The 25,806-nt window shown below is 50.6% G+C and carries 46 protein-coding genes; 40 read left to right on the top strand and 6 right to left on the bottom strand.

Annotation, left to right across the window (positions count from 1 at the left end; genetic code table 11):
* The 34 genes from ACPUC8_RS25530 to ACPUC8_RS25365 form a co-directional block, all read left to right on the top strand.
* Nucleotides 1-126: EF-Tu C-terminal domain-related protein (locus ACPUC8_RS25530; RefSeq protein WP_494927706.1), on the top strand; the 126-nt coding region annotated here is incomplete at its 5' end.
* 179 nt (nucleotides 127-305) lie between these two features.
* Nucleotides 306-500 carry a bacterioferritin-associated ferredoxin gene (gene bfd / locus ACPUC8_RS25525; RefSeq protein ID WP_039330903.1) on the top strand — a complete coding sequence of 65 codons (195 nt, stop codon included), beginning with the start codon at nucleotides 306-308 and terminating at the stop codon, nucleotides 498-500.
* Nucleotides 501-601: 101 nt separating this feature from the next.
* Entirely contained in the window at nucleotides 602-1,087 is a 486-nt protein-coding gene (gene bfr / locus ACPUC8_RS25520; RefSeq protein ID WP_039330900.1) for a bacterioferritin, read from the top strand.
* A gap of 319 nt (nucleotides 1,088-1,406) precedes the next feature.
* On the top strand, nucleotides 1,407-1,718 hold the full coding sequence (gene rpsJ / locus ACPUC8_RS25515; RefSeq protein WP_006120582.1) for a 30S ribosomal protein S10: 312 nt from the start codon (nucleotides 1,407-1,409) through the stop codon (nucleotides 1,716-1,718).
* A gap of 32 nt (nucleotides 1,719-1,750) precedes the next feature.
* Complete coding sequence (gene rplC, locus ACPUC8_RS25510) at nucleotides 1,751-2,377, top strand: 50S ribosomal protein L3 (protein WP_039330898.1); 627 nt, start codon at nucleotides 1,751-1,753, stop codon at nucleotides 2,375-2,377.
* A 10-nt stretch (nucleotides 2,378-2,387) separates the two neighbouring features.
* Nucleotides 2,388-2,993 carry a 50S ribosomal protein L4 gene (gene rplD / locus ACPUC8_RS25505; RefSeq protein WP_034830751.1) on the top strand — a complete coding sequence of 202 codons (606 nt, stop codon included), beginning with the start codon at nucleotides 2,388-2,390 and terminating at the stop codon, nucleotides 2,991-2,993.
* Complete coding sequence (rplW, locus tag ACPUC8_RS25500) at nucleotides 2,990-3,292, top strand: 50S ribosomal protein L23 (protein ID WP_007891652.1); 303 nt, start codon at nucleotides 2,990-2,992, stop codon at nucleotides 3,290-3,292. The genes rplD and rplW overlap by 4 nt, the downstream gene beginning before the upstream one ends.
* Before the next feature lie 17 nt (nucleotides 3,293-3,309).
* On the top strand, nucleotides 3,310-4,131 hold the full coding sequence (gene rplB, locus ACPUC8_RS25495; protein ID WP_034830746.1) for a 50S ribosomal protein L2: 822 nt from the start codon (nucleotides 3,310-3,312) through the stop codon (nucleotides 4,129-4,131).
* 16 nt (nucleotides 4,132-4,147) lie between these two features.
* A complete protein-coding gene (gene rpsS, locus ACPUC8_RS25490; RefSeq protein WP_001138115.1) occupies nucleotides 4,148-4,426 on the top strand; it encodes a 30S ribosomal protein S19 in 279 nt (92 codons plus the stop codon).
* Nucleotides 4,427-4,439: 13 nt separating this feature from the next.
* Nucleotides 4,440-4,772 (top strand): 50S ribosomal protein L22, encoded by a 333-nt coding sequence (gene rplV, locus ACPUC8_RS25485; protein WP_007891659.1) that lies wholly within the window; start codon nucleotides 4,440-4,442, stop codon nucleotides 4,770-4,772.
* Between the two features lie 17 nt (nucleotides 4,773-4,789).
* Nucleotides 4,790-5,488, top strand: a complete 699-nt coding sequence (gene rpsC / locus ACPUC8_RS25480; protein ID WP_039330895.1) for a 30S ribosomal protein S3 — start codon at nucleotides 4,790-4,792, stop codon at nucleotides 5,486-5,488.
* Nucleotides 5,489-5,500: 12 nt separating this feature from the next.
* Complete coding sequence (rplP, locus tag ACPUC8_RS25475; RefSeq protein WP_002438716.1) at nucleotides 5,501-5,911, top strand: 50S ribosomal protein L16; 411 nt, start codon at nucleotides 5,501-5,503, stop codon at nucleotides 5,909-5,911.
* Nucleotides 5,911-6,099: a 50S ribosomal protein L29 gene (gene rpmC / locus ACPUC8_RS25470; RefSeq protein WP_039330894.1), complete on the top strand. Its 189-nt coding sequence runs from the start codon at nucleotides 5,911-5,913 to the stop codon at nucleotides 6,097-6,099. Before rplP ends, rpmC begins: the two co-directional genes overlap by 1 nt.
* Nucleotides 6,099-6,353 (top strand): 30S ribosomal protein S17, encoded by a 255-nt coding sequence (gene rpsQ / locus ACPUC8_RS25465; RefSeq protein WP_038644333.1) that lies wholly within the window; start codon nucleotides 6,099-6,101, stop codon nucleotides 6,351-6,353. The genes rpmC and rpsQ overlap by 1 nt, the downstream gene beginning before the upstream one ends.
* Nucleotides 6,354-6,522: 169 nt before the next feature.
* Nucleotides 6,523-6,894 carry a 50S ribosomal protein L14 gene (rplN, locus tag ACPUC8_RS25460; RefSeq protein ID WP_006120590.1) on the top strand — a complete coding sequence of 124 codons (372 nt, stop codon included), beginning with the start codon at nucleotides 6,523-6,525 and terminating at the stop codon, nucleotides 6,892-6,894.
* Nucleotides 6,895-6,904: 10 nt separating this feature from the next.
* A complete protein-coding gene (gene rplX / locus ACPUC8_RS25455; RefSeq protein WP_039330891.1) occupies nucleotides 6,905-7,219 on the top strand; it encodes a 50S ribosomal protein L24 in 315 nt (104 codons plus the stop codon).
* 14 nt (nucleotides 7,220-7,233) lie between these two features.
* Nucleotides 7,234-7,773 carry a 50S ribosomal protein L5 gene (rplE, locus tag ACPUC8_RS25450; RefSeq protein WP_006120591.1) on the top strand — a complete coding sequence of 180 codons (540 nt, stop codon included), beginning with the start codon at nucleotides 7,234-7,236 and terminating at the stop codon, nucleotides 7,771-7,773.
* Between the two features lie 14 nt (nucleotides 7,774-7,787).
* Nucleotides 7,788-8,093 carry a 30S ribosomal protein S14 gene (rpsN, locus tag ACPUC8_RS25445; RefSeq protein WP_007891666.1) on the top strand — a complete coding sequence of 102 codons (306 nt, stop codon included), beginning with the start codon at nucleotides 7,788-7,790 and terminating at the stop codon, nucleotides 8,091-8,093.
* A 32-nt stretch (nucleotides 8,094-8,125) separates the two neighbouring features.
* Nucleotides 8,126-8,518: a 30S ribosomal protein S8 gene (rpsH, locus tag ACPUC8_RS25440; RefSeq protein WP_039330888.1), complete on the top strand. Its 393-nt coding sequence runs from the start codon at nucleotides 8,126-8,128 to the stop codon at nucleotides 8,516-8,518.
* Between the two features lie 12 nt (nucleotides 8,519-8,530).
* Complete coding sequence (gene rplF, locus ACPUC8_RS25435; RefSeq protein WP_039330885.1) at nucleotides 8,531-9,064, top strand: 50S ribosomal protein L6; 534 nt, start codon at nucleotides 8,531-8,533, stop codon at nucleotides 9,062-9,064.
* A gap of 9 nt (nucleotides 9,065-9,073) precedes the next feature.
* The gene (gene rplR, locus ACPUC8_RS25430) at nucleotides 9,074-9,427 is read left to right on the top strand and encodes a 50S ribosomal protein L18 (protein ID WP_008104733.1); all 354 of its coding nucleotides are present in this window, start codon (nucleotides 9,074-9,076) and stop codon (nucleotides 9,425-9,427) included.
* 14 nt (nucleotides 9,428-9,441) lie between these two features.
* On the top strand, nucleotides 9,442-9,942 hold the full coding sequence (rpsE, locus tag ACPUC8_RS25425) for a 30S ribosomal protein S5 (RefSeq protein ID WP_007891679.1): 501 nt from the start codon (nucleotides 9,442-9,444) through the stop codon (nucleotides 9,940-9,942).
* A 5-nt stretch (nucleotides 9,943-9,947) separates the two neighbouring features.
* On the top strand, nucleotides 9,948-10,127 hold the full coding sequence (rpmD, locus tag ACPUC8_RS25420) for a 50S ribosomal protein L30 (RefSeq protein ID WP_021186404.1): 180 nt from the start codon (nucleotides 9,948-9,950) through the stop codon (nucleotides 10,125-10,127).
* A 3-nt stretch (nucleotides 10,128-10,130) separates the two neighbouring features.
* Nucleotides 10,131-10,565 (top strand): 50S ribosomal protein L15, encoded by a 435-nt coding sequence (rplO, locus tag ACPUC8_RS25415; protein ID WP_034830738.1) that lies wholly within the window; start codon nucleotides 10,131-10,133, stop codon nucleotides 10,563-10,565.
* Between the two features lie 7 nt (nucleotides 10,566-10,572).
* Nucleotides 10,573-11,904, top strand: a complete 1,332-nt coding sequence (gene secY, locus ACPUC8_RS25410; RefSeq protein WP_039330881.1) for a preprotein translocase subunit SecY — start codon at nucleotides 10,573-10,575, stop codon at nucleotides 11,902-11,904.
* Nucleotides 11,905-11,936: 32 nt separating this feature from the next.
* Nucleotides 11,937-12,053: a 50S ribosomal protein L36 gene (rpmJ, locus tag ACPUC8_RS25405; protein ID WP_004160566.1), complete on the top strand. Its 117-nt coding sequence runs from the start codon at nucleotides 11,937-11,939 to the stop codon at nucleotides 12,051-12,053.
* Between the two features lie 146 nt (nucleotides 12,054-12,199).
* The gene (rpsM, locus tag ACPUC8_RS25400) at nucleotides 12,200-12,556 is read left to right on the top strand and encodes a 30S ribosomal protein S13 (protein ID WP_039330880.1); all 357 of its coding nucleotides are present in this window, start codon (nucleotides 12,200-12,202) and stop codon (nucleotides 12,554-12,556) included.
* 16 nt (nucleotides 12,557-12,572) lie between these two features.
* Nucleotides 12,573-12,962, top strand: coding sequence for a 30S ribosomal protein S11 (rpsK, locus tag ACPUC8_RS25395; RefSeq protein ID WP_004160563.1), 390 nt, complete (start codon nucleotides 12,573-12,575; stop codon nucleotides 12,960-12,962).
* A gap of 31 nt (nucleotides 12,963-12,993) precedes the next feature.
* A complete protein-coding gene (gene rpsD / locus ACPUC8_RS25390; RefSeq protein WP_039330879.1) occupies nucleotides 12,994-13,614 on the top strand; it encodes a 30S ribosomal protein S4 in 621 nt (206 codons plus the stop codon).
* Nucleotides 13,615-13,639: 25 nt separating this feature from the next.
* Entirely contained in the window at nucleotides 13,640-14,629 is a 990-nt protein-coding gene (locus ACPUC8_RS25385; protein WP_007891688.1) for a DNA-directed RNA polymerase subunit alpha, read from the top strand.
* A 40-nt stretch (nucleotides 14,630-14,669) separates the two neighbouring features.
* Complete coding sequence (rplQ, locus tag ACPUC8_RS25380; RefSeq protein WP_004160560.1) at nucleotides 14,670-15,056, top strand: 50S ribosomal protein L17; 387 nt, start codon at nucleotides 14,670-14,672, stop codon at nucleotides 15,054-15,056.
* A 102-nt stretch (nucleotides 15,057-15,158) separates the two neighbouring features.
* Nucleotides 15,159-15,530: a DnaJ family domain-containing protein gene (locus ACPUC8_RS25375; protein WP_494927709.1), complete on the top strand. Its 372-nt coding sequence runs from the start codon at nucleotides 15,159-15,161 to the stop codon at nucleotides 15,528-15,530.
* Between the two features lies 1 nt (nucleotide 15,531).
* Nucleotides 15,532-15,969 carry a Zn(2+)-responsive transcriptional regulator gene (zntR, locus tag ACPUC8_RS25370; protein ID WP_494927708.1) on the top strand — a complete coding sequence of 146 codons (438 nt, stop codon included), beginning with the start codon at nucleotides 15,532-15,534 and terminating at the stop codon, nucleotides 15,967-15,969.
* Between the two features lie 50 nt (nucleotides 15,970-16,019).
* Nucleotides 16,020-16,238 (top strand): alternative ribosome-rescue factor A, encoded by a 219-nt coding sequence (locus tag ACPUC8_RS25365; protein WP_494927707.1) that lies wholly within the window; start codon nucleotides 16,020-16,022, stop codon nucleotides 16,236-16,238.
* Nucleotides 16,239-16,254: 16 nt separating this feature from the next.
* Here the strand turns inward: ACPUC8_RS25365 and mscL are convergent, their stop codons facing one another.
* The 5 genes from mscL to def all read right to left on the bottom strand — a co-directional run bounded on the left by mscL (nucleotide 16,255) and on the right by def (nucleotide 20,992).
* Nucleotides 16,255-16,665 (bottom strand): large-conductance mechanosensitive channel protein MscL, encoded by a 411-nt coding sequence (gene mscL, locus ACPUC8_RS25360; RefSeq protein WP_039330875.1) that lies wholly within the window; start codon nucleotides 16,663-16,665, stop codon nucleotides 16,255-16,257.
* Between the two features lie 110 nt (nucleotides 16,666-16,775).
* Nucleotides 16,776-18,152, bottom strand: coding sequence for a Trk system potassium transporter TrkA (trkA, locus tag ACPUC8_RS25355; RefSeq protein WP_039330874.1), 1,377 nt, complete (start codon nucleotides 18,150-18,152; stop codon nucleotides 16,776-16,778).
* Nucleotides 18,153-18,183: 31 nt separating this feature from the next.
* Nucleotides 18,184-19,470, bottom strand: a complete 1,287-nt coding sequence (rsmB, locus tag ACPUC8_RS25350) for a 16S rRNA (cytosine(967)-C(5))-methyltransferase RsmB (RefSeq protein WP_039330873.1) — start codon at nucleotides 19,468-19,470, stop codon at nucleotides 18,184-18,186.
* 43 nt (nucleotides 19,471-19,513) lie between these two features.
* Nucleotides 19,514-20,458 carry a methionyl-tRNA formyltransferase gene (gene fmt / locus ACPUC8_RS25345; protein WP_039330872.1) on the bottom strand — a complete coding sequence of 315 codons (945 nt, stop codon included), beginning with the start codon at nucleotides 20,456-20,458 and terminating at the stop codon, nucleotides 19,514-19,516.
* A gap of 21 nt (nucleotides 20,459-20,479) precedes the next feature.
* Nucleotides 20,480-20,992, bottom strand: a complete 513-nt coding sequence (def, locus tag ACPUC8_RS25340) for a peptide deformylase (protein WP_039330871.1) — start codon at nucleotides 20,990-20,992, stop codon at nucleotides 20,480-20,482.
* 113 nt (nucleotides 20,993-21,105) lie between these two features.
* Between def and dprA the strand changes: the two genes are divergently transcribed.
* Genes dprA through ACPUC8_RS25310 form a run of 6 tightly spaced genes read left to right on the top strand, consistent with a single transcriptional unit; the run spans nucleotide 21,106 to nucleotide 24,893 of the window.
* Complete coding sequence (gene dprA, locus ACPUC8_RS25335; protein ID WP_039330870.1) at nucleotides 21,106-22,230, top strand: DNA-protecting protein DprA; 1,125 nt, start codon at nucleotides 21,106-21,108, stop codon at nucleotides 22,228-22,230.
* Entirely contained in the window at nucleotides 22,202-22,675 is a 474-nt protein-coding gene (smg, locus tag ACPUC8_RS25330) for a DUF494 family protein Smg (protein ID WP_039330869.1), read from the top strand. Before dprA ends, smg begins: the two co-directional genes overlap by 29 nt.
* 24 nt (nucleotides 22,676-22,699) lie before the next feature.
* The gene (locus ACPUC8_RS25325; RefSeq protein ID WP_071885712.1) at nucleotides 22,700-23,254 is read left to right on the top strand and encodes a DNA topoisomerase family protein; all 555 of its coding nucleotides are present in this window, start codon (nucleotides 22,700-22,702) and stop codon (nucleotides 23,252-23,254) included.
* The gene (gene tsaC, locus ACPUC8_RS25320; protein WP_039330868.1) at nucleotides 23,251-23,826 is read left to right on the top strand and encodes an L-threonylcarbamoyladenylate synthase type 1 TsaC; all 576 of its coding nucleotides are present in this window, start codon (nucleotides 23,251-23,253) and stop codon (nucleotides 23,824-23,826) included. The genes ACPUC8_RS25325 and tsaC overlap by 4 nt, the downstream gene beginning before the upstream one ends.
* A 3-nt stretch (nucleotides 23,827-23,829) precedes the next feature.
* Entirely contained in the window at nucleotides 23,830-24,648 is an 819-nt protein-coding gene (gene aroE, locus ACPUC8_RS25315) for a shikimate dehydrogenase (protein ID WP_039330867.1), read from the top strand.
* Complete coding sequence (locus ACPUC8_RS25310) at nucleotides 24,645-24,893, top strand: DUF1488 family protein (protein WP_039330866.1); 249 nt, start codon at nucleotides 24,645-24,647, stop codon at nucleotides 24,891-24,893. Before aroE ends, ACPUC8_RS25310 begins: the two co-directional genes overlap by 4 nt.
* Here ACPUC8_RS25310 and ACPUC8_RS25305 read toward each other — a convergent pair.
* A complete protein-coding gene (locus ACPUC8_RS25305) occupies nucleotides 24,869-25,423 on the bottom strand; it encodes a gamma carbonic anhydrase family protein (RefSeq protein WP_039330865.1) in 555 nt (184 codons plus the stop codon). The genes ACPUC8_RS25310 and ACPUC8_RS25305 overlap by 25 nt on opposite strands.
* Nucleotides 25,424-25,806 lie beyond the last annotated feature (383 nt).

Here is a 25,806-nt window from a genome sequence, read left to right as displayed (position 1 = left end):
GGCGACAACGTGAAAATGACTGTTACTCTGATCAAGCCAATCGCTATGGATCAGGGTCTGCGTTTCGCAATCCGTGAAGGCGGCCGTACTGTTGGTGCGGGCGTTGTTGCTGAAATTATCGCTTAATTGCGTTAATGCCGGTGGCTGCTTAGGTGGCCACCGCAGCACGAAAGAAGAGCACTTCGGTGCTCTTTTTTTTCGTCAAAATTTCATGACAGATAGAAAAACCACACAAAATCTACGTTTGAAATAAAAACCATTCTCATTTACACTTTGATCAGAAATTGTACTGGAGCATGCAGTAAATGTACGTCTGTCTGTGTAATGCCGTGAGTGATAAAACCCTCCGCGAAGTTGTTCGTCGTTATCAGCCCAAATCCATTCAGCATTTGCGTCAGCTGGTTCCTATCGGTAAACAGTGCGGCAAGTGTATTCGCGTGGCGCGTGAGATCATGGATGACGAGTTGCAGAAGGTGCCTCTGTACAAAGAGATAGCCTGATAATTCCTTCCAGACCCTAATAACCACAAAAACTGTCCAGTTTTTTTGACTTCTTTTTATCCGCATCTACGATCTATTTACCTGGAAGCGGAGGAAGCAAAATGAAGGGCGACAGTAAAATCATAACGCATCTCAATAAACTGCTGGGGAATGAACTGGTTGCGATTAATCAGTACTTTCTTCATGCGCGCATGTTCAAAAACTGGGGGCTGATTCGCCTCAACAACGTCGAGTATCACGAATCCATTGATGAAATGAAGCACGCGGATAAGTACATCGAGCGCATTCTGTTTCTTGAAGGCATTCCCAATCTTCAGGATCTGGGCAGGCTGCGCATTGGTGAAGATGTCCCGGAGATGTTGCAATCCGATCTGACGTTGGAGTTGGAAGGGGCGAAGGATTTACGTGAAGCCATCGCCTATGCTGACAAAGTTCATGACTACGTAAGCCGTGACATGATGATTGAGATTCTGAGTGAGGAAGAACATCACATCGACTGGCTGGAGACAGAACTCGACCTGGTACAAAAACTCGGTTTGCAGAATTACCTGCAGGCCCAATTACAACAAGAAGAGCACGCGGACTAACCCATTTTGCATCAGCAATGTCGTGAGCCTGTACGGGTCGTTATCCGATCGGTACAGGCTTTTTTGTCTTTTAGTTGAAATGATGTGGTTAAAAACGCATCACGGGTTGCTTCCTGAACTGATTTGCGTATAATGCGCGGGCCTGCCGATATTGGTATGGCGCGATTCGAGCAGAATCGCAGGCGATAGCGAGTGATGTATCGCCTGACAATACTCCCGATTGGGGAGTTATATGCTGAACGATTACACTCCTCCATCAATCGTAATGGGTGTGGGTAGTAATTCTTTTCGTTTATAAAATGTTTGGAGCCTTGGTCTCATGTCGAACCAAAGAATCCGTATCCGTCTTAAAGCGTTTGATCATCGCCTGATCGATCAATCAACCGCGGAAATCGTTGAGACTGCCAAGCGCACTGGTGCGCAGGTACGTGGTCCGATCCCGCTGCCAACTCGCAAAGAGCGTTTTACCGTTCTGATCTCTCCGCACGTTAACAAAGACGCGCGTGATCAGTACGAAATTCGCACTCACAAGCGTCTGGTAGACATCGTTGAGCCAACTGAAAAAACCGTTGATGCACTGATGCGTCTGGATCTGGCTGCCGGTGTTGACGTGCAGATCAGCCTGGGTTAATCAGGTCATCGAGCGATTGAGAGGTTGATACAATGATTGGTTTAGTCGGTAAAAAAGTGGGCATGACCCGCATCTTCACTGAAGATGGCGTTTCAATCCCAGTAACCGTAATCGAAGTTGAAGCAAACCGCGTTACTCAGGTCAAAGGCCTGGAAAACGACGGTTACCAAGCTATCCAGGTGACCACCGGTGCTAAAAAAGCAAACCGTGTTGGCAAACCAGAAGCAGGTCATTTTGCTAAAGCTGGCGTTGAAGCTGGCCGTGGTCTGTGGGAATTCCGCACCGAAGGTGAAGAGTACTCAGTAGGCCAGAGCATCAGTGTTGAAATCTTCGCTGAAGTTAAAAAAGTAGACGTTACCGGTACCTCTAAAGGTAAAGGTTTCGCAGGTACCGTTAAGCGCTGGAACTTCCGTACCCAGGACGCTACACACGGTAACTCCTTGTCTCACCGCGTTCCGGGTTCTATCGGTCAGAACCAGACTCCGGGCAAAGTGTTCAAAGGCAAGAAAATGGCTGGTCAGCTGGGTAATGAGCGCGTAACCGTTCAGAGCCTGGAAGTGGTACGTGTTGACGCTGAGCGCAACCTGCTGCTGGTCAAAGGTGCTGTTCCGGGTGCAACCGGCAGCGACCTGATTGTTAAACCAGCTGTGAAGGCGTAAGGGGATAGCAATGGAATTAGTACTGAAAGACGCGCAGAGCGCGCTGACTGTTTCCGAAACTACCTTCGGTCGTGATTTCAACGAAGCGCTGGTTCACCAGGTTGTTGTTGCTTATGCCGCTGGTGCTCGTCAGGGTACTCGTGCGCAGAAAACTCGTGCTGAAGTAACTGGTTCAGGCAAAAAGCCTTGGCGCCAGAAAGGTACCGGCCGTGCGCGTTCAGGTTCTGTAAAGAGCCCGATCTGGCGTTCAGGTGGCGTGACCTTCGCTGCGCGTCCACAGGACCACAGTCAAAAAGTTAACAAAAAGATGTACCGCGGCGCGCTGAAAAGCATCCTGTCCGAACTGGTACGTCAGGACCGTCTGATCGTTGTCGAGACGTTCTCTGTAGAAGCACCGAAAACCAAGCTGCTGGCACAGAAACTGAAAGACATGGCGCTGGAAGACGTGCTGATCATCACCGGCGAACTGGATGAGAATCTGTTCCTGGCTGCGCGTAACCTGTACAAGGTTGACGTGCGTGATGCAGCGGGTATCGACCCAGTTAGCCTGATCGCCTTCGACAAAGTCGTTATGACTGCGGAAGCAGTTAAGCAAGTTGAGGAGATGCTGGCATGATCCGTGAAGAACGTCTGCTGAAAGTCGTGCGCGCGCCGCACGTATCTGAAAAAGCATCTACTGCGATGGAAAAAACCAATACCATCGTTCTCAAAGTTGCTAAAGACGCGACCAAAGCAGAGATCGTTGCTGCTGTTGAGAAACTGTTCGAAGTTGAAGTTAAAGACGTAAACACCTTGGTTGTTAAGGGTAAAGTTAAGCGTCACGGACAGCGTATCGGTCGTCGTAGCGACTGGAAAAAAGCTTACGTCACCCTGAAGGAAGGCCAGAACCTGGACTTCGTCGGCGGCGCTGAGTAAGTCGGAGGAGAAAGACAATGGCAGTTGTTAAATGTAAACCGACATCTCCGGGTCGTCGTCACGTAGTTAAAGTGGTGAACCCAGAGCTGCACAAGGGCAAACCTTTTGCTCCGCTGTTAGAAAAAAACAGCAAATCCGGTGGTCGTAACAACAATGGTCGTATCACTACCCGTCATATCGGTGGTGGTCACAAGCAGGCTTACCGTATTGTTGACTTCAAACGCAACAAAGATGGTATCCCAGCAGTTGTTGAGCGTCTTGAGTACGATCCGAACCGTTCTGCGAACATCGCACTGGTTCTGTACAAAGATGGCGAGCGCCGTTACATCCTGGCCCCTAAAGGCCTGAAAGCTGGTGATCAGGTTCAATCTGGCGTTGATGCTGCGATTAAAGCGGGTAACACCCTGCCTATGCGTAACATCCCGGTGGGTTCTACCGTTCACAACGTAGAAATGAAACCAGGCAAAGGCGGTCAGATTGCTCGCTCAGCTGGTACTTACGTGCAGATCGTTGCGCGTGATGGTTCCTACGTAACCCTGCGTCTGCGTTCTGGCGAAATGCGTAAAGTCGAAATCGACTGCCGCGCAACCCTGGGCGAAGTCGGTAACGCTGAGCACATGCTGCGCGTTCTGGGTAAAGCTGGTGCAACCCGTTGGCGTGGTGTTCGTCCTACCGTTCGCGGTACTGCGATGAACCCAGTCGATCACCCGCACGGTGGTGGTGAAGGTCGTAACTTTGGTAAGCACCCGGTAACTCCGTGGGGCGTTCAGACCAAAGGTAAGAAGACCCGTAGCAACAAGCGTACTGATAAATTTATCGTACGTCGCCGTAGCAAATAATTTTAGAGGATAAGCCATGCCACGTTCTCTCAAGAAAGGTCCTTTTATTGACCTGCACTTGCTGAAGAAGGTAGAGAAAGCGGTGGAAAGCGGTGACAAGAAGCCCCTGCGCACTTGGTCCCGTCGTTCAACGATCTTCCCTAACATGATCGGTTTGACCATCGCTGTCCATAATGGTCGTCAGCACGTTCCTGTCTTTGTTTCCGACGAAATGGTCGGCCACAAACTGGGTGAATTTGCACCGACACGTACTTATCGCGGCCATGCTGCAGATAAGAAAGCCAAGAAGAAATAAGTAGGAGGAAGAGATGGAAACTATTGCTCAACATCGCCATGCTCGTTCTTCTGCTCAGAAGGTCCGCCTTGTTGCTGACCTGATTCGCGGTAAGAAAGTGTCGCAGGCTCTGGATATTCTGACTTACACCAACAAGAAAGCTGCTGTGTTGGTTAAGAAAGTACTGGAATCTGCCATTGCGAACGCCGAACACAACGATGGCGCTGATATCGACGATCTGAAAGTCGCGAAAATCTTCGTAGACGAAGGCCCAAGCATGAAGCGCATTATGCCGCGTGCGAAAGGTCGTGCAGATCGCATCCTGAAGCGCACCAGCCACATTACTGTGGTTGTGTCCGATCGCTGAGACTCTGGAGACTAGCAATGGGTCAGAAAGTACATCCTAATGGTATTCGCCTGGGTATTGTAAAACCATGGAACTCTACCTGGTTTGCGAACACCAAAGAATTCGCTGACAACCTGGACAGCGATTTTAAAGTACGTCAGTTCCTTACTAAGGAACTGGCTAAAGCGTCTGTATCTCGTATCGTTATCGAGCGTCCGGCTAAGAGCATCCGTGTGACCATTCACACCGCTCGCCCGGGTATCGTTATCGGTAAGAAAGGTGAAGACGTAGAAAAACTGCGCTCGGTCGTCGCGAAAATCGCTGGCGTTCCTGCACAGATCAACATCGCCGAAGTCCGTAAGCCGGAACTGGACGCTAAATTGGTTGCTGACAGCATCACTTCACAGCTGGAGCGTCGTGTGATGTTCCGTCGTGCTATGAAGCGTGCGGTACAGAACGCAATGCGTCTGGGCGCGAAGGGTATTAAAGTTGAAGTCAGCGGCCGTTTGGGCGGTGCCGAGATCGCACGTACCGAATGGTACCGTGAAGGTCGCGTACCACTGCACACTCTGCGTGCAGACATTGACTACAACACCTCTGAAGCGCACACCACTTATGGTGTAATCGGCGTTAAGGTATGGATCTTCAAAGGTGAGATCCTGGGTGGTATGGCTGCTGTTGAACAACCGGAACCGGCTGCTCAACCTAAAAAGCAGCAGCGTAAAGGCCGTAAGTAAGGAGAGTCGCTGATGTTACAACCAAAGCGTACGAAATTCCGTAAAGTGCACAAAGGCCGCAACCGTGGTCTGGCGCAGGGTACGGATGTCAGCTTCGGTACTTTCGGTCTGAAAGCTGTTGGCCGTGGTCGTCTGACTGCTCGTCAGATCGAAGCAGCACGTCGTGCTATGACCCGTGCAGTTAAGCGTCAAGGTAAGATTTGGATCCGTGTATTCCCGGACAAACCAATCACCGAGAAGCCGCTCGAAGTGCGTATGGGTAAAGGTAAGGGTAACGTGGAGTATTGGGTTGCCCTGATCCAGCCAGGTAAAGTCCTGTATGAAATGGACGGTGTACCTGAAGAGCTGGCCCGTGAAGCCTTCAAGCTGGCAGCAGCAAAACTGCCTATCAAAACCACCTTTGTAACTAAGACGGTGATGTAATGAAAGCAAATGAGCTGCGTGAAAAAAGCGTTGAAGAGCTGAACACTGAGCTTCTTAACCTTCTGCGTGAGCAGTTTAACCTGCGCATGCAGGCAGCATCTGGCCAGCTGCAGCAGACCCATCTGCTGAAGCAAGTGCGCCGTGATGTTGCACGTGTTAAGACTTTACTGACTGAGAAGGCGGCGTAATGACCGATAAAATCCGTACTCTGCAGGGTCGTGTTATTAGTGACAAAATGCAGAAATCTGCAGTTGTTGCTATCGAACGTGTCGTGAAGCACCCGATCTACGGTAAATTCATCAAGCGTACGACTAAGCTGCACATCCATGACGAGAACAACGAGTGTGGAATTGGTGACGTGGTAGAAATCCGCGAAACCCGTCCACTGTCTAAGACTAAGTCTTGGGCTCTGGTTCGCGTTGTAGAGAAAGCGATTCTGTAATAGAATCCGTTTCCTCTAAAAAATAAAATGAACGGCTCGTCTGAGCCGTTCATTTTTTCTACCCATCTGCGAGAACCGGTGTTATAATGCCGCGCCCTCAATTATGGGGCTTTTTAACGACCTGAGGTTTGGGTCCCGAAGTAGTAGTTGACATTAGCGGAGCACTAAAATGATCCAAGAACAGACTATGCTGAACGTCGCCGACAACTCCGGTGCACGTCGCGTAATGTGTATCAAGGTTCTGGGTGGCTCGCACCGTCGCTACGCAGGCGTCGGCGATATCATCAAAGTTACCATCAAGGAAGCAATTCCACGTGGTAAGGTGAAAAAAGGTGATGTCCTGAAGGCGGTAGTGGTGCGCACCAGGAAGGGTGTTCGTCGCCCGGACGGTTCTGTCATTCGCTTCGATGGTAATGCATGCGTTATTTTAAACAATAACAGCGAGCAGCCTATCGGTACGCGTATTTTTGGGCCGGTAACTCGTGAACTTCGTACTGAAAAGTTCATGAAAATTATCTCTCTGGCACCAGAAGTACTCTAAGGAGCGAGCAATGGCAGCGAAAATCCGTCGCAATGACGAAGTTATTGTGCTTACCGGCAAAGATAAAGGTAAGCGCGGTAAAGTAAAGAATGTCCTGACTTCTGGTAAGGTCATCGTTGAAGGTATCAACCTGGTTAAAAAACATCAGAAGCCTGTCCCGGCTCTGAACCAACCAGGCGGCATCGTTGAAAAAGAAGCTGCTATTCAGGTTTCTAACGTTGCAATCTTCAATGCGGCAACCGGCAAGGCTGACCGTGTAGGCTTTAGATTCGAAGAAGGCAAAAAAGTCCGTTTCTTCAAGTCTAATAGCGAAACTATCAAGTAATTTGGAGTAGTACGATGGCGAAACTGCATGATTACTACAAAGACGAAGTAGTCCAGAAACTCATGTCTGAGTTCGGCTACAATTCTGTCATGCAAGTCCCTCGGGTCGAGAAGATCACCCTGAACATGGGTGTTGGTGAAGCGATCGCTGACAAGAAACTGCTGGATAACGCAGCAGCTGACCTGGCAGCAATCTCCGGTCAAAAGCCGTTGATCACCAAAGCACGCAAATCAGTTGCAGGCTTCAAAATCCGTCAGGGCTATCCGATCGGCTGTAAAGTAACTCTGCGCGGCGAGCGCATGTGGGAGTTCTTTGAGCGTCTGATCACTATTGCTGTTCCACGTATTCGTGACTTCCGTGGCTTGTCCGCTAAGTCTTTCGATGGTCGTGGTAACTACAGCATGGGCGTTCGTGAGCAGATCATCTTCCCAGAAATCGACTACGACAAAGTCGATCGCGTTCGTGGTTTGGATATTACCATTACCACTACTGCGAAATCTGATGATGAAGGCCGTGCTCTGCTGGCTGCCTTTGACTTCCCGTTCCGCAAGTAAGGTAGGGTTACTTAATGGCTAAGCAATCTATGAAAGCACGCGAAGTTAAGCGTGTAAAATTAGCAGACAAGTTCTTCGCTAAGCGCGTTGAGCTGAAAGCGATCATTTCTGATGTGAACGCATCCGACGAAGACCGTTGGGATGCTGTTCTTAAGCTGCAGAGTCTGCCGCGTGATTCCAGCCCTTCCCGTCAGCGTAACCGCTGCCGTCAGACAGGTCGTCCGCACGGTTTCCTGCGGAAGTTTGGGTTGAGCCGTATCAAGGTCCGTGAAGCCGCAATGCGCGGTGAAATCCCGGGTCTGAAAAAGGCTAGCTGGTAATTGTCACCATTTGAATCACGGGAGTAACACAGATGAGCATGCAAGATCCGATCGCGGATATGCTGACCCGTATCCGTAACGGTCAAGCCGCGAACAAAGTTGCGGTCTCTATGCCTTCCTCCAAGCTGAAAGTGGCAATTGCCAACGTGCTGAAGGAAGAAGGCTACATTGAAGATTTTAAAATCGAAGGCGACACCAAGCCTGAACTGGAACTGACTCTTAAGTATTTCCAGGGCAAGTCTGTGGTAGAGAGCATTCAGCGTGTTAGCCGTCCAGGTCTGCGCATCTATAAGAAAAAAGATGAGCTGCCAAAAGTAATGGCTGGTCTGGGCATCGCTGTAATTTCTACCTCTAAAGGTGTCATGACTGATCGTGCAGCGCGCCAAGCTGGTCTTGGTGGCGAAATTATCTGCTACGTAGCGTAATCGGAGGATAAAATGTCTCGTGTTGCAAAAGCACCTGTCGTTGTTCCTGCGGGCGTAGAGGTAAAACTCAACGGTCAGGAAGTTTCGATCAAAGGCAAAAACGGCGAGCTGACTCGTACTATCAACAGTGCTGTAGAAGTTAAGCATGCAGACAACGCCCTGACTTTCGCTCCACGCGAAGGTTTTGCGGACGCTTGGGCACAGGCAGGTACTGCTCGTGCGCTGCTGAACGGCATGGTTATCGGTGTTACCGAAGGCTTCACCAAGAAGCTGCAACTGGTTGGTGTTGGTTATCGTGCAGCTGTTAAAGGCAACTCTGTGAGCTTGGCCCTGGGCTTCTCTCACCCTGTTGACCATGCACTGCCGGCCGGCATCACTGCTGAATGTCCAACTCAGACTGAAATCGTGCTGAAAGGCGCTGATAAGCAGCTGATTGGTCAGGTTGCAGCGGATCTGCGCGCCTACCGTCGTCCTGAGCCTTACAAAGGCAAGGGTGTTCGTTACGCCGACGAAGTCGTGCGTACCAAAGAGGCTAAGAAGAAGTAAGGTAACACTATGGATAAGAAATCTGCTCGTATCCGTCGTGCGACCCGTGCACGTCGCAAGCTCAAAGAGCTGGGTGCTACTCGCCTGGTGGTACATCGTACCCCGCGTCATATCTACGCACAGGTGATCGCCCCGAACGGTTCCGAAGTTTTGGTTGCTGCTTCTACTGTAGAAAAAGCTATTGCCGAACAACTGAAGTATACCGGTAACAAAGACGCTGCTGCAGCTGTAGGTAAAGCTCTGGCTGAGCGCGCTGTCGAGAAAGGCATTACTAATGTTTCTTTCGACCGTTCCGGGTTCCAATATCATGGTCGTGTCCAGGCACTGGCAGATGCTGCCCGTGAAGCTGGCCTTCAGTTCTAAGGTAGAGGTCTAAGATGTCAAACATCGAGAAACAAGCTGGCGAACTGCAGGAAAAACTGATCGCGGTAAACCGTGTTTCTAAAACTGTAAAAGGTGGTCGTATTTTCTCCTTCACCGCACTGACTGTAGTGGGTGATGGTAACGGCCGCGTTGGTTTTGGTTACGGTAAAGCGCGTGAAGTTCCAGCAGCGATCCAGAAAGCGATGGAAAAAGCCCGTCGCAACATGATTAACGTCGCGCTGACTCACGGCACCCTGCAGCACCCTGTTAAAGGTGCTCACACGGGTTCTCGTGTGTTCATGCAGCCGGCTTCTGAAGGTACCGGTATCATCGCCGGCGGTGCAATGCGCGCTGTTTTAGAAGTCGCTGGAGTACATAACGTTCTGGCTAAAGCGTATGGTTCTACTAACCCGATTAACGTGGTTCGTGCAACTATCGATGGCCTGGGCAATATGAATTCTCCAGAAATGGTCGCTGCCAAGCGTGGTAAATCCGTTGAAGAAATTCTGGGGTAATCACGATGGCTAAGACTATTAAAATTACACAAACCCGCAGTTCAATCGGCCGCCTGCCTAAGCACAAAGCCACTCTGGTTGGCTTGGGTCTGCGTCGTATTGGTCATACCGTTGAGCGTGAAGACACGCCTGCTGTACGCGGTATGGTTAACGCGATTTCCTACATGCTGAAAGTGGAGGAGTAAGAGATGCGTTTAAACACTCTGTCTCCGGCCGAAGGGTCTAAACACGCTTCTAAGCGTCTGGGTCGTGGTATCGGTTCTGGTCTCGGTAAAACCGGTGGTCGTGGTCACAAAGGTCAGAACTCTCGTTCTGGCGGTGGCGTACGTCGCGGTTTCGAGGGTGGCCAGATGCCTCTGTACCGTCGTCTGCCGAAATTCGGTTTCACCTCTCGCAAAGCAATGGTCACTGCAGAAGTTCGTCTGTCTGACCTGGCGAAAGTTGAAGGCGGTATTGTTGACCTGAATACTTTGAAAGCAGCTAACATCATCGGTGTTCAGATCGAATTCGCGAAAGTGATTCTGTCTGGTGAAGTTTCTGCTCCGGTAACGATTCGTGGTCTGCGTGTCACCAAAGGTGCTCGTGCTGCGATCGAAGCTGCTGGCGGTAAAATCGAGGAATAAGTAGCAGATGGCAAAGCAACCGGGATTAGATTTTCAAAGTGCCAAAGGTGGCTTTGGTGAACTGAAGCGCAGACTGTTGTTTGTAATCGGTGCACTGATTGTCTTCCGTATTGGCTCTTTTATTCCAATCCCCGGTATCGATGCCACTGTACTTGCCAAACTGCTTGAGCAACAGCGTGGCACCATCATTGAAATGTTTAACATGTTCTCTGGTGGTGCTCTCAGTCGTGCCTCAATCTTCGCACTGGGTATTATGCCGTATATTTCGGCCTCTATTATTATCCAGTTGCTGACGGTGGTTCATCCAGCGTTGGCCGAGATTAAGAAAGAGGGTGAAGCTGGTCGTCGTAAGATTAGCCAGTACACTCGCTATGGCACCCTGGTTCTGGCTGTATTCCAGTCGATCGGTATTGCTACCGGTCTGCCGAATATGCCTGGAATGCAAGGCCTGGTGATGAATCCAGGTTTCGCATTCTACTTTACCGCTGTTGTAAGTCTGGTTACCGGGACAATGTTCCTGATGTGGCTGGGCGAACAGATTACTGAACGAGGTATCGGTAACGGTATCTCGATCATTATCTTCGCGGGTATTGTTGCGGGTCTTCCGCCGGCCATTGGCCATACCATCGAGCAAGCGCGGCAAGGTGACCTGCACTTCCTTCTGTTGCTGTTGGTTGCAGTTCTTGTATTTGCAGTGACGTTCTTTGTTATTTTCGTTGAGCGTGGCCAGCGCCGCATTGTGGTCAACTACGCTAAACGTCAGCAAGGTCGTCGTGTATATGCTGCACAGAGCACACATTTACCGTTGAAAGTGAATATGGCGGGCGTAATCCCGGCTATTTTTGCTTCCAGCATTATTCTGTTCCCAGCAACCATCGCGTCATGGTTCGGGGGCGGTACCGGTTGGAACTGGCTGACAACAATTTCGCTGTATTTGCAACCAGGACAGCCGCTATATGTGCTACTCTATGCGACTGCAATCATCTTCTTCTGTTTCTTCTACACGGCGTTGGTGTTCAACCCACGTGAAACAGCAGATAACCTGAAGAAGTCTGGTGCATTCGTACCGGGAATTCGTCCGGGAGAGCAAACGGCGAAGTATATCGATAAAGTAATGACACGTCTGACCTTAATCGGCGCACTGTATATTACCTTTATCTGCCTGATCCCGGAGTTCATGCGTGATGCCATGAAGGTTCCCTTCTACTTTGGCGGCACATCGCTGCTTATCGTAGTGGTTGTCATCATGGACTTTATGGCTCAAGTGCAAACTCTGATGATGTCGAGTCAGTATGAGTCTGCATTGAAGAAAGCTAACCTGAAAGGCTACAGCCGTTAATTCAGGCGCTTGAGAAGTTACGGAGAGTAAAAATGAAAGTTCGTGCTTCCGTCAAGAAATTATGTCGTAACTGCAAAATCATCCGTCGCGACGGTGTCGTACGTGTGATCTGCAGCGCCGAGCCAAAGCATAAACAACGCCAAGGCTGATATAGTCACATATTTTTCTTGCAAAGTCGGGTTGAGCTGGCTAGATTAGCCAGCCAATCTTTTGTATGTCGATGCGTTACCATTTGAGTATCCTGAAAACGGGCTTTTCAGCATGGGACGCATTTATTTAATTATAGGAGTGCATAGTGGCCCGTATAGCAGGCATTAACATTCCTGATCAAAAACATACCGTAATCGCATTAACTTCGATTTTCGGAATCGGCAAAACCCGTTCTAAAGCCATCTGCGCTTCAACGGGCATCGCCGAAGATGTTAAGATCAGAGAGCTGTCTGAAGAACAAATTGAACAGCTGCGTGAAGCAGTTGGTAAATTCGTTGTTGAAGGTGATCTGCGCCGTGAAATCACCCTGAGCATCAAGCGTCTGATGGACCTTGGTTGCTATCGTGGTTTACGCCATCGTCGTGGTCTGCCAGTTCGCGGTCAGCGTACTAAGACCAATGCACGTACCCGTAAGGGTCCGCGTAAACCGATCAAGAAATAATCGGGGTGAGTAAATAATGGCAAAGGCACCAGTTCGTGCACGCAAGCGTGTAAGAAAGCAAGTCTCAGATGGCGTGGCTCATGTCCATGCATCTTTTAACAACACCATCGTTACCATCACTGATCGTCAGGGTAACGCACTGGGTTGGGCAACCGCCGGTGGTTCCGGTTTCCGCGGTTCACGTAAATCTACTCCGTTTGCTGCTCAGGTAGCTGCAGAGCGCTGTGCAGAAGCAGTGAAAGATTACGGTATTAAGAATCTGGAAGTTATGGTTAAGGGTCCAGGTCCGGGTCGCGAATCAACTATTCGTGCTCTGAACGCTGCTGGTTTCCGCATCACTAATATTACTGATGTGACTCCAATCCCTCACAACGGTTGTCGTCCGCCGAAAAAACGTCGCGTTTAACGCCCGTTTTTAGGTTAGTTGGAGAAAGAAAATGGCAAGATATTTGGGTCCTAAGCTCAAGCTGAGCCGTCGTGAGGGCACCGACTTATTCCTTAAGTCTGGCGTTCGCGCGATCGATACCAAGTGCAAAATTGAACAACCACCTGGTCAGCATGGTGCGCGTAAACCGCGTCTGTCTGACTACGGCGGCCAGTTGCGTGAGAAGCAGAAAGTTCGTCGTATCTACGGCGTGCTGGAGCGTCAGTTCCGTAACTACTATAAAGAAGCAGCACGTCTGAAAGGCAACACCGGTGAAAACCTGTTGGCTCTGCTGGAAGGTCGTCTGGATAACGTTGTTTACCGTATGGGCTTTGGCGCCACTCGTGCAGAAGCACGTCAGCTGGTTAGCCATAAATCTATCCTGGTAAACGGTCGCGTTGTTAACATCGCTTCTTATCAGGTATCTCCGAATGATGTCGTAAGCATCCGTGAGAAAGCCAAACAGCAATCTCGCGTGAAGGCCGCTCTGGAGCTGGCTGAGCAGCGTGAAAAGCCAACCTGGCTGGAAGTTGATGCGACCAAGATGGAAGGTGTGTTCAAGCGTATGCCTGAACGTACTGATCTGTCTGCGGACATTAACGAACACCTGATCGTCGAGCTTTACTCTAAGTAAAGCTTAGTACCAAAGAGAGGACACAATGCAGGGTTCTGTGACAGAGTTTCTAAAACCGCGCCTGGTAGATATCGAGCAAGTGAGTTCGACGCACGCCAAGGTGACCCTTGAGCCGTTAGAGCGTGGCTTTGGCCATACTCTTGGCAACGCACTGCGCCGTATTCTGCTTTCTTCCATGCCGGGTTGCGCGGTGACCGAGGTTGAGATTGATGGCGTGCTGCACGAGTACTCCACCAAAGAGGGCGTACAGGAAGATATCCTGGAAATCCTGCTCAATCTGAAAGGGCTGGCGGTAAGAGTTCAGGGTAAAGATGAAGTTATTCTCACCTTGAATAAATCTGGCATTGGCCCTGTGACTGCAGCCGATATCACCCACGACGGTGATGTCGAAATCGTCAAGCCGCAGCATGTGATCTGCCATCTGACCGATGAAAACGCATCTATTAGCATGCGCATCAAAGTTCAGCGTGGTCGTGGTTATGTGCCGGCTTCTGCCCGAATTCATTCGGAAGAAGATGAGCGCCCAATCGGCCGTCTGTTGGTTGACGCTTGCTACAGCCCTGTAGACCGTATCGCCTACAATGTTGAAGCAGCGCGTGTAGAACAGCGCACCGACCTGGACAAGCTGGTCATCGAAATGGAAACCAACGGCACAATCGATCCTGAAGAGGCGATTCGTCGTGCGGCAACCATCCTGGCAGAACAACTGGAAGCTTTCGTTGACTTACGTGATGTACGTCAGCCGGAAGTGAAAGAAGAGAAACCAGAATTCGATCCGATCCTGCTGCGCCCTGTTGACGATCTGGAATTGACTGTCCGCTCTGCTAACTGCCTTAAGGCAGAAGCTATCCACTACATCGGTGATCTGGTACAGCGTACCGAGGTTGAGCTGCTTAAAACGCCTAACCTTGGTAAAAAATCTCTTACTGAGATTAAAGATGTGCTCGCTTCACGTGGTTTGTCTCTGGGCATGCGCCTGGAAAACTGGCCACCAGCAAGCATTGCTGATGAATAATCAGATCACAGGTTAAGGTTTCACTGAGAAGGATAAGGTCATGCGCCATCGTAAGAGTGGTCGTCAACTGAACCGCAACAGCAGCCATCGTCAGGCTATGTTCCGCAACATGGCCGGTTCTCTGGTTCGTCATGAGATCATCAAAACGACTCTGCCGAAAGCCAAAGAACTGCGTCGCGTAGTTGAGCCGCTGATTACTCTTGCCAAGACCGACAGCGTAGCTAATCGTCGTCTGGCATTCGCCCGCACTCGTGATAACGAGATCGTGGCAAAACTGTTTAACGAGCTGGGCCCGCGTTTCGCGAGCCGTGCCGGTGGTTACACTCGTATTCTGAAGTGTGGCTTCCGTGCTGGTGACAACGCTCCGATGGCTTACATCGAGCTGGTTGATCGTCCAGAAGCTCAAGCAGAAGCTGTTGCAGAGTAATCTGTAGCAACGTAGAAAACCCGCTTCGGCGGGTTTTTTATTGCCTGCCATTCCTCTCCTCTTTCGCTAAGCTGAACACTGTACTTTTAGCAGGAGTTCATTATGTGGTTTATCGATCAACTTGTAGAACAGCACATCCGCGCCGCGCAGGAAAAAGGTGAACTGAGTAATCTGCCTGGAGAAGGTGCGCCTTTGCAATTGGATGATGATAGTGCTGTGCCACCTGAACTACGTAGCGCCTACCGTTTGCTGAAAAACGCCGGCTTCTTACCTCCTGAACTGGCAATGCGGCGCGAAGCGCTGGAGATCAACGATCTTTTACGACAGTTGGATCCCGCCGATCAGCAAGCTGAAAGTCTGCATAAAAAACTCACTTTGTTAGAGATGCAGTTGCGTCAGGCCGGGATGAGCACCGACTTTTTACGCAGTGACTATCGCGAATCCATCAGTCAGCGTCTGCAGCAGGAGAAGTAGCATGTATAAAATTGGCCAACTGGCAAAACTTGCTGATGTCACACCCGATACCATCCGTTTTTATGAAAAACAGCAAATGATGGATCATGATATTCGCACTCAGGGTGGGTTTCGTCTTTACAGTGATGAAGACCTGCAGCGTCTGCGCTTTATCCGCTATGGGCGACAGCTTGGGTTTAGTCTGGATTCGATCCGGGGTCTGTTATCGATCCGTATCGATCCTGAACATCACACTTGCCAGGAATCGAAAGCGATCGTCGCTAAGCGCTTAGAGGAAGTGAATGGCATGATTGCAGAACTGCAAATCATGCAGCGCTCACTGGAACGTTTAGCCGAGACCTGCTGCGGCGATCAGCACAGCAGTGCCTGTTGCTCTATCCTTGAAGCGCTGGAAAAAGGAGAAGAACCGCATGCAGAAATTTGTTGTGGCAAGGATTGAATTCCACACGGGAAAGCCTATAGTTTCGCCATTATTCACTGGAGGACATTATGAGTCGCTATCAACATCGAAAAGGTAAGATTAACGATAATGCCATTGAGGCACTGCTTCATGACCCGCTATTTCGTCAGCGAGTTGAGCAAAATCATAAAGGGAAAGGCAGTTATCGACGCAAAGATAAACATGCAAAAGGCGGGAATTGGGAGGCCAGTGGTAAGCAAAAAATTTTACCACTGGCCTTCTGCTTTACGGTCAAAAAAGCCGCCTGAGTGGGCGGCTTTCTTATTACACTTTGGTATTTTGTTGCTTCAGTAAATCACGGATTTCAGTGAGTAACACTTCTTCATTGGTTGGTTTTGGTGCTGGCTTTTCCACTTCTTTTTTCTGATACAGCTTGTTCATGACTTTGATTGCCATAAAGATAGCGAAGGCTACGATGACAAAATCAAAGATGGTTTGAATAAAAGTGCCGTACTCCATCACCACTGCAGGGATATCACCTTCAGCGGGTTTTAGTACCCACTTAAACTGTTTGAAATCGACGCCGCCAATCAGCAAGCCCAGTGGCGGCATAATGATGTTAGCAACCAGCGATGAAACAATCTTACCGAAAGCGGCACCGATAATGACACCGACTGCCAGGTCAACCACGTTCCCACGCATTGCAAAATCACGAAACTCTTTGAATAAACTCATTGTTATCTCCTTGCCTTGGCCAATGGCTAAAGTCTAACAAACCTTTGTGCAATTGCCATTATCACAACGGATTAAGCAGAATTATCACGGCGGGCAATCGCCCGCCACGATCAGAGGAAGAAAGGACTCGGCTGGAACAGGCGCTCGACATCGGGGACAAACTTCTTATCTGTCAGGAACATAATCACATGGTCGCCCTGTTCAATACGGACATTATCGTTAGCGATGATCACATCATCCCCCCGCACAACTGCACCAATAATGGTTCCCGGCGGGAGTTTGATATCTTCAATTAGGCGGCCCACCACGCGCGAGGTTGTCTCTTCACCATGAGCGATCGCTTCAATCGCTTCAGCGATGCCGCGTCGTAATGATGAAACACCGACAATGTCGGCTTTACGCACGTGACTCAGCAGGGCCGAGATCGTCGCTTGCTGCGGGGAGATCGCAATATCGATCACGCTGCCTTGTACCAGATCGACATAAGCGCGGCGCTGGATCAATACCATTACCTTTTTGGCGCCCATCTTCTTGGCCAACATGGCCGACATGATATTGGCTTCGTCATCGTTGGTGACGGCAATAAACAGATCGACCTGTTCGACATGCTCTTCGGCCAGTAACTCCTGATCTGAGGCATCACCGTAAAACACGACGGTATCGTGCAAACGTTCCGCCAACTCAGCAGCGCGCTGTTGATTACGTTCGATCAACTTCACGCTGTACTGTTTTTCGAGGCGCTGCGCAAGCCCAAAGCCGATGTTGCCACCGCCGACTAACATAATACGTTTGTAAGGCTTCTCCAGACGCTGCATTTCACTCATTACCGCGCGAATATGCTGGCTGGCGGCGATAAAGAACACTTCGTCTCCGGCTTCAACAATGGTTGAGCCTTGAGGGCGTATAGGGCGATCCTGGCGAAAAATAGCGGCGACTCGCGTGTCGATGTGCGGCATATGCTCACGCAGTATGGACAACGGATTTCCGACCAACGGGCCGCCATAATAGGCTTTCACCACCGCGAGGCTGACCTTTCCTTCGGCGAAATTCACTACCTGTAAAGCGCCTGGATATTGAATCAAGCGGTAAATGTTGTCGATCACCAACTGCTCAGGCGAAATGAGGTGGTCAATCGGTACGGCTTCTGGCACGAACAATTTTTCCGCATCACGCAGGTATTCGGCTGCGCGAATACGTGCGATGCGGTTTGGCGTATTAAAAAGCGAGTAAGCGATCTGACAAGCGATCATGTTGGTTTCGTCAGAATTGGTCACGGCAACCAACATATCGGCATCTTCTGCTCCGGCCTCACGCAGTACGCGTGGATGGGAACCATGGCCGTGCACAACGCGCAGGTCGAATTTGTCCTGTAGTGCCCGCAGACGTGTTGCATCCGTATCGACTACGGTGATGTCGTTATTTTCACCCACCAGATTTTCTGCGAGTGTACCGCCTACTTGCCCGGCGCCGAGGATAATGATTTTCATCGTTGGATCGCTCTTGTCAGAATGCGCTGCACTATTTTTTCATTAACTTAGCGTAAAAGAAGCCGTCACCGCCATCTACGCTGGGGAATACTTGCCAGCCGTTGATTTGGCCTTCTGGTAGCTTCTCCGCGACCGCATCTTTGTGCTTCGTCAGGAACGTCGCGATCTGCTGATGGTTCTCTTCAGGCAAAATTGAGCAGGTCGCATAAATTAGGGTTCCGCCAGATTTCAGACGTGGCCAGACAGCCTCCAGAATTTCCCCCTGAAGATTGGCCAACTCTGCAATGTCACGATCGCGTCGCAGCCATTTGATATCTGGATGGCGGCGGATGACGCCCGTTGCAGAGCAGGGCGCATCCAGTAAAATGCGATCAAACTGTTGCTCGCCACACCAGTCTGACGGTGTACGCCCATCACCCTGGCGCACCTCTGCTTGCATACCTAATCGCTGCAAGTTTTCATGCACGCGAGTGAGACGTTGTTCATCGATATCCACTGCCAGCACTTGAGCCTGCGGTGCAATTTCCAGAATATGCGTGGTCTTACCGCCAGGCGCGGCGCAGAGATCGAGGATGCTTTCGTTATTGTGCGGCTCAAGCAGCAGGGCGCAGCGCTGTGCGGAAAGATCCTGCACGGTAACCCAACCCTGCTCGAAGCCCGGGAGTTGACTGACGGGTGCCGGTGATTCAAGACGCAGTGCGTCTGGCGCATCGCCAACGAATGCGACTTTTTCTTCGGCTTGTAACAATTCCAGCCATGCATCGCGGCTATGATGCTGGCGATTGACGCGTAGCCACATCGGGGGGCGCTGATTATTCGCCTCCACGATCTGCTGCCAGTTTTCAGGCCAGGCAGTTTGCAGGCGTTTCAATAACCAACCCGGATGCCAGTAACGCTGTGGCCCTTGGTCTACCTCAGCCATCAGCGTTTCTTGCTGACGCTGGAACTGACGGAGTACGCCGTTAATCAACCCTTTTAAATTAGTGCGTTTCAGCACTTCGGCTCCGGCAACGGTTTCTGCCAGCGCGGCGTGAGCGGGAACACGGGTGTATAACACCTGATATAAGCCAACCATAATCAGATAATGCAGCACACGCTGCTTGCCGGTTAACGGGCGCTCCATCAGCTTACCAATTAACGCTTCGAGCTGAGGTAGCGTACGCATGACGCCAAAGCAGATTTCCTGCAGCAACGCACCGTCTTTATCTGCCAGACTTTTTTGCGCACCAGGCAGAATGGCACTTAGCGATTCCCCTTTATCGACTACGCGTTCAATCAGTTGCGCGGCGAGGCTACGCAGGTTGGTTGCTTTTTTCATATTCATTCATCAAACAAAAGCCCGGTATGAACCGGGCTGAGGGTCAGGCCAGAATGGTGCCAGTGGTGAACCATTCACGACGCGAATTGAGCAGGTCTTGTGCGGACATTGCCTTTTTGCCTGCCGGTTGCAGCGACAGTAGATTCAGTACACCGTCAGTGGTTGCAACCTGAATGCCGTTTTTATCGGCATGGATGATCTCGCCTGGTTGCTTATTCTGATGAGGTAAGACGCTGGCCTGCCAGACTTTGACAGGTTGCTCATCGACCAGAAAATAGCTCATCGGCCACGGGTTAAAGGCACGAATGCAGCGTTCAAGTTGAGCAGCAGAAAGAGACCAATCAAGGCGGGCCTCTTCTTTACTCAACTTCTCAGCGTATGAAACCAGTGCTTCATCTTGCACTTCTGGTTGCGCACTACCCTTGGCCAGCAGCTCCAGTGTGTCGAGCATGCCCTGTGGCCCAAGCTGCGCAAGCTTGTCATACAACGAGGCGCTGGTGTCTTCAGGGGTAATAGGGCAGGCAAGTTTATGCAGCATGTCGCCGGTATCAAGGCCAACATCCATTTGCATAATAGTCACACCGGTTTCACGGTCTCCAGCCCAGAGTGAACGTTGAATGGGCGCCGCTCCACGCCAGCGTGGTAGCAGCGAACCGTGCACGTTGATGCAACCCAGGCGCGGCATATCAAGCACCGCTTTTGGTAGAATCAAACCGTAGGCCACCACAACCATGATATCGGCTTGTAGCTCAGCCACCAGATGCTGATTTTCTTCAGGCTTTAATGATTTTGGCTGAAACACGGGAACATCATGAGCCTGCGCCAGAACTTTAACCGGGCTTGGGGTGAGTTTATTCCCCCGTCCTGCTGGACGATCGGGCTGGGTGAATACGCCAATCACCTGATGCTCAGAAGCAAGCAGCGCGTCAAGATGACGCGCTGCGAAGTCAGGTGTACCGGCAAAGATGATTTTTAGCGGTGCAGACACAGTTTAACCTTCTGTTAGTGCTCAGGCTTCGCGTGCGTTCATGCGGGCGAGCTTTTCCAGTTTCTGTTTGATGCGCTGGCGCTTCAACGGTGACAGATAATCGATGAACAGCTTGCCATCAAGATGATCGATCTCATGCTGAATACAGATCGCTAACAGGCCATCAGTTTCTAACTCGAAACTGTTGCCGTCACGATCTTGCGCCCGCACTTTGACCCATTCCGCACGCGGCACAAAAGCACGCTGTTCAGGAATTGAGAGGCAACCCTCATCAATGCCGGTTTCGCCACCTTTATCCAGCAGTTCGGGATTGATTAACACCAAGCGCTCGTCACGATTTTCAGAAACATCGATGACGATGATGCGTTGATGAATATCGACCTGAGTGGCCGCTAAGCCAATGCCTTCTTCGGCGTACATGGTTTCAAACATGTCGTCGACGATGCGCTGAACGTCTGCATTAACCGTCGCTACGGGCGCAGCGATTTTACGAAGGCGATCATCAGGGAAATGTAATACCTGCAAAACTGACATAAATATCCAGATCTGTATGCGTTAAAGAAAAGATTACTTCCTCATATTGTAGACTTTTTGATGCCTGATTGACAGCATTGCCCCGCATGATAGCGGGCTGAACGGAGTGCAGCATGGAGAGAGTTGAAGGGATGCTCAGGCTGGCAAATGTCAAAGGGCTGCGCGGCCATCGCGCCATGGATTTAGCGCAGTGTCTGCAGACCAACATGTCCCTGGATGATGAGTTCCTACGCCATCTTGGTTTAAATGACATACAGCGCCAGCAATTCAACGATCTTTGCCCGCGGCAGTTGGAACGCACGCACCAGTGGTTGCATGACCCGATGCACCATTTGATTGCCTGTGTTGATACGCGTTTTCCTGCTCGGCTAACGGAAATCAGCCAGCGTCCCGTATTACTTTATGTCGAGGGAAATACGGATGTTTTGCTGCAGCCGCAGCTGGCAATAGTCGGTAGCCGATATTGTTCACATTATGGCAAACAATGGGGGCACTGGTTTTCACAGCAGTTATCGCTGAGTGGGTTGGTGATAACCAGTGGACTCGCGCGCGGCATCGACGGTATTGCGCACCGTGCCGCACTGGAGGCTCAGGGAAAAACGGTTGCGGTGCTGGGCAGTGGATTGCAACAGGTCTATCCCAAAAGCCATCAGTCACTGGCAAAGGAAATCATAGATAACGAGGGCGCGCTGGTTTCAGAGTTCCCGCTCAATACGATACCGCATCCGCTGAACTTTCCGCGCAGGAATCGCATTATCAGTGGCTTAAGCCAAGGGGTGCTGGTGGTCGAAGCCTCGCTTAAAAGTGGTTCACTGATCACGGCACGCTATGCACTGGAACAAAATCGCAATGTTTATGCGCTGCCCGGTGCACTCGGGAATAAGGGATGTGAGGGGACGCATTGGTTAATCCAGCAGGGCGCACTATTGGTCGCACACCCCAATAACATTCTTGAAGATTTACACTCCGCGCTTGAATGGCTGCCAGCAACCACAACAGAAACAATATATTCACAAGACAGTGACGATGTTCCATTGCCATTTGCTAGCGTGTTGGCTAACGTAGGTGATGAGGTTACACCTGTTGACGTCGTCGCTGAACGTGCCGGCCAACCTGTGCCAGTTATCTCAGCCCAGTTGCTGGAGCTGGAGTTAGCAGGATGGATCGCAGCTGTACCCGGCGGCTATGTCCGATTGAGGAGGGCATGCCATGTTCGACGTACTTATGTACTTGTTTGAGACCTATATCCACAACGAAGCTGAAATGCGCGTTGACCAGGATAAATTGACCGATGATTTAACCGATGCCGGTTTTCATCGTGAAGATATCTACAATGCGTTGAATTGGCTTGAGCGGTTAGCGGATTATCAGGATGGTCTGGTCCCGCCAGTGTTGCTGGCTACCGATCCGCTCTCTATGCGAATCTACACGGAAGAGGAAAACCAGCGTTTAGATGCCGAGTGTCGCGGTTTTATTTTGTTCCTGGAGCAAGTTCAGGTGCTGAATATGGAAACGCGCGAGATGGTCATCGAACGTGTTATGGCCCTTGATACCCTGGAGTTCGATCTGGAAGACCTCAAATGGGTGGTGCTGATGGTGTTGTTTAATATCCCTGGATGTGAAAACGCTTATCAGCAGATGGAAGAACTGCTATTCGACGTCAATGAAGGTATGCTGCATTAATTTGCGATTAATACAGTCGGAATTATGAGTAAATCAGCATTATTCTCCGTGCGTAAACACGATCCCTGCCCCGCTTGCGGGGCAGATTTAGTGATACGTGCCGGTAAACATGGCCCTTTTCTTGGCTGTGTCAATTATCCAACCTGCGACTACATTCGCCCGCTAAAAAGCCAGGGTGATGGACACATTGTCAAAGTTCTGGAAGGTCATGCTTGCCCAGAATGTGGTGCGGACAAAGTTTTGCGTCAGGGAAGGTTTGGTATGTTTGTCGGATGTAGTCACTATCCAGAGTGTGATTATACCGAAACCATCGATAAGCCTGACGAAACTGCGATCGCTTGCCCCCAGTGTCAAAGTGGGAAATTGGTACAGCGGCGTTCACGCTACGGCAAAACCTTTCATTCCTGTGACCGCTACCCAGACTGCCAGTTTGCCATCAACGCCACACCGGTTGACGGTGTATGCCCACACTGCCAGTTCCCATTGCTCATTGAGAAGAAAACCGCACAAGGCATGAAGCGCTTTTGCGCCAGCAAACGCTGTGGCAAACCCATAGCTCAGGACGAATCATCATCATGAAACAACATCAGTATTTACCAGGCTCGCTTGATTTCTGCATTAAGCAACTCCAGCAGCAGGCAGTGATTGCTTATCCAACCGAAGCCGTTTTCGGTCTAGGCTGTGACCCCGATAGCGAAAGTGCGGTGATGGCGTTGCTGGCGCTTAAACAGCGCCCAGTTGAGAAGGGACTGATCTTAATTGCTGCCGATTACGCGCAGTTGGAACCTTATATCGCCGATCGTGAACTCACTGTTGTGCAGCGTGAGCGTATGTTTGCCAGCTGGCCTGGGCCCGTCACCTATGTGGTTCCGGCGACGCCTCACACCCCGCGCTGGTTAACTGGTCGTTTTGATTCGCTGGCTATCCGCGTGAGCGACCATCCTGATGTACAAGCGTTATGTCGAGGCTTTGGCAAACCCTTGGTATCGACCAGTGCAAATCTGTCTGGTGAGCCTCCATGCCGTAATGCCGAAGAGGTCGCACAGCAGTTCGGTACTGACTTCCCAGTGTTGCATGCTGCCACAGGGGGGCGACTCAATCCTTCAGAGATTCGCGACGTTATCAGCGGCGAACTTATTCGTCAGGGTTAATTCATGGAACATTTTGCCGTTTTTGGTCATCCCATTGCGCACAGCAAATCCCCGTTTATTCATGGCCTTTTTGCCGAGCAAACAGGTATTGATCACACCTATGGCCGTATTTGCGCGCCGCTTGATGGCTTCCTGCTATCAATCAGTGACTTCTTTGCCGCTGGCGGCAAGGGCGCTAACGTCACGCTGCCATTCAAGCAACAAGCGTGGGAATTCGCTGATGAGCTGAGTGAACGCGCAGCCTTATCCGGTGCGGTTAATACTCTGAAAAAAAGAGCGGATGGCTCCGTGTTCGGCGATAACACCGATGGCATCGGCCTGCTGAGCGACCTGCAGCGATTAGAGATGATTAGCCCTGGCGATCGTATTCTATTAGTGGGAGCGGGTGGTGCAGCGCGTGGTGTAATTTTGCCTCTGCTTTCTATGGGGTGTTCTGTTGTGGTGGCCAACCGTACCGTTGAACGTGCTGAGGAGTTGGCAGAGATATTTCAGCATAGTGGGAATATTCAGGCTGCACGTTTTACTGATTTATCCAGCAACACGTTTGACCTCATTATTAATGCCACCTCCAGTGGCGTCGATGGCAAAGTTCCGCCGTTGCCGGATACATTGATTTCCGCACAGACTCGTTGTTACGACATGTTCTATCAGCAGGGGCTAACGCCATTTCTGCTGTGGTGCCAGCAGCATGGCGCACACCAGCTTGCTGATGGCTTGGGCATGCTGGTGGGGCAAGCTGCGCATGCTTTCCAGCTATGGCACGGCACGATGCCGGAGATCACGCCGGTGATTGCTCAATTAAAGCAAGCGATGCAACAGTGAATCAGGCGATCCACTTTCCCGATCGTGAAAACTGGGATGAGGAGAAACAAGCGATCGTTTTTCCCGTCCTGGTTCAGGGAATGGGATTCACTTGCGCCATCCCTTCTGAAGCGTTGCATACCCGATTTGGTTCTGGAGAAGCGATGGCGCTGTTTTGCGCTCATCGCTGGGATGTGGAAGAGGAAGCCGAACAGCTGATCCGTGCAGACGAGATCAACGATCAAGGCTGGATCTGGCTCTCCTGATCGAGGTATTCATTCTTCCATCCAACATAGTTGTTTGATGAATAAAGTAAGCCCGCAATTTCAGTTTCGCTCAATGGGCGAACCTGCTTAACCGGGCTGCCGACATAGAGATAGCCGCTTTCCAGTCGTTTGCCGGGTGGCACCAGGCTGCCGGCACCAATCATGACATCCTCTTCTACAATTACGCCATCAAGCAAAATCGATCCCATCCCAACCAATACTCTGTCGCCAATACTGCAACCATGCAGCATGGCTTTGTGGCCCACCGTCACGTCTTCCCCAATCAATAATGGATAACCTTCTGGGTTGCTGGTGGACTTGTGCGTGACGTGCAACACGCTGCCATCCTGGATATTGCTTCTTTTACCTATCACCACTTTGTTCACATCACCACGAATAGCAACCAACGGCCAGATGCTGACATCATCGGCTAGCTGCACATCGCCCACTATCACGCTGCTGCGATCGATCATGACGCGATCGCCAGTTTGCGGAAAATGGTTCTTATAAGGTCGTAGGGCTTCTGACATGATCTTTCTCCTTTTGCACTTTATGTACCTAGCCTGCGGCTTATAGGGCTGGCAAACAAGATGATTTTTGAGCGGATCGCTCGCGATCGCAGCGAAAAGAACGAAAACTCGCCAGTCGATTAAAAAGATCGAAAAAAGGGGTTGTGCAAATAATTCGGATCCCTATAATGCGCCACCACTGAGACGGCAAAGCGACAACGCAGACGGCTCAGCAGGGAGTGAAGTGATTCACCCCGCCAGATGAAAAACGCTGAAAAAAGTGTTTGACTCTGAAGGAGGAAAGCGTAACATACGCCACCTCGCAACAGCAGCTTAAGGCGCTGATTGCACCGCTCTTTAACAATTTATCAGACAATCTGTGTGGGCACTCGCAGGATTGATAT

It is taken from the genome of Pantoea sp. CFCC18177 (genome assembly GCF_059412425.1).
This window is presented reverse-complemented; position numbering and strand designations above follow the sequence as displayed.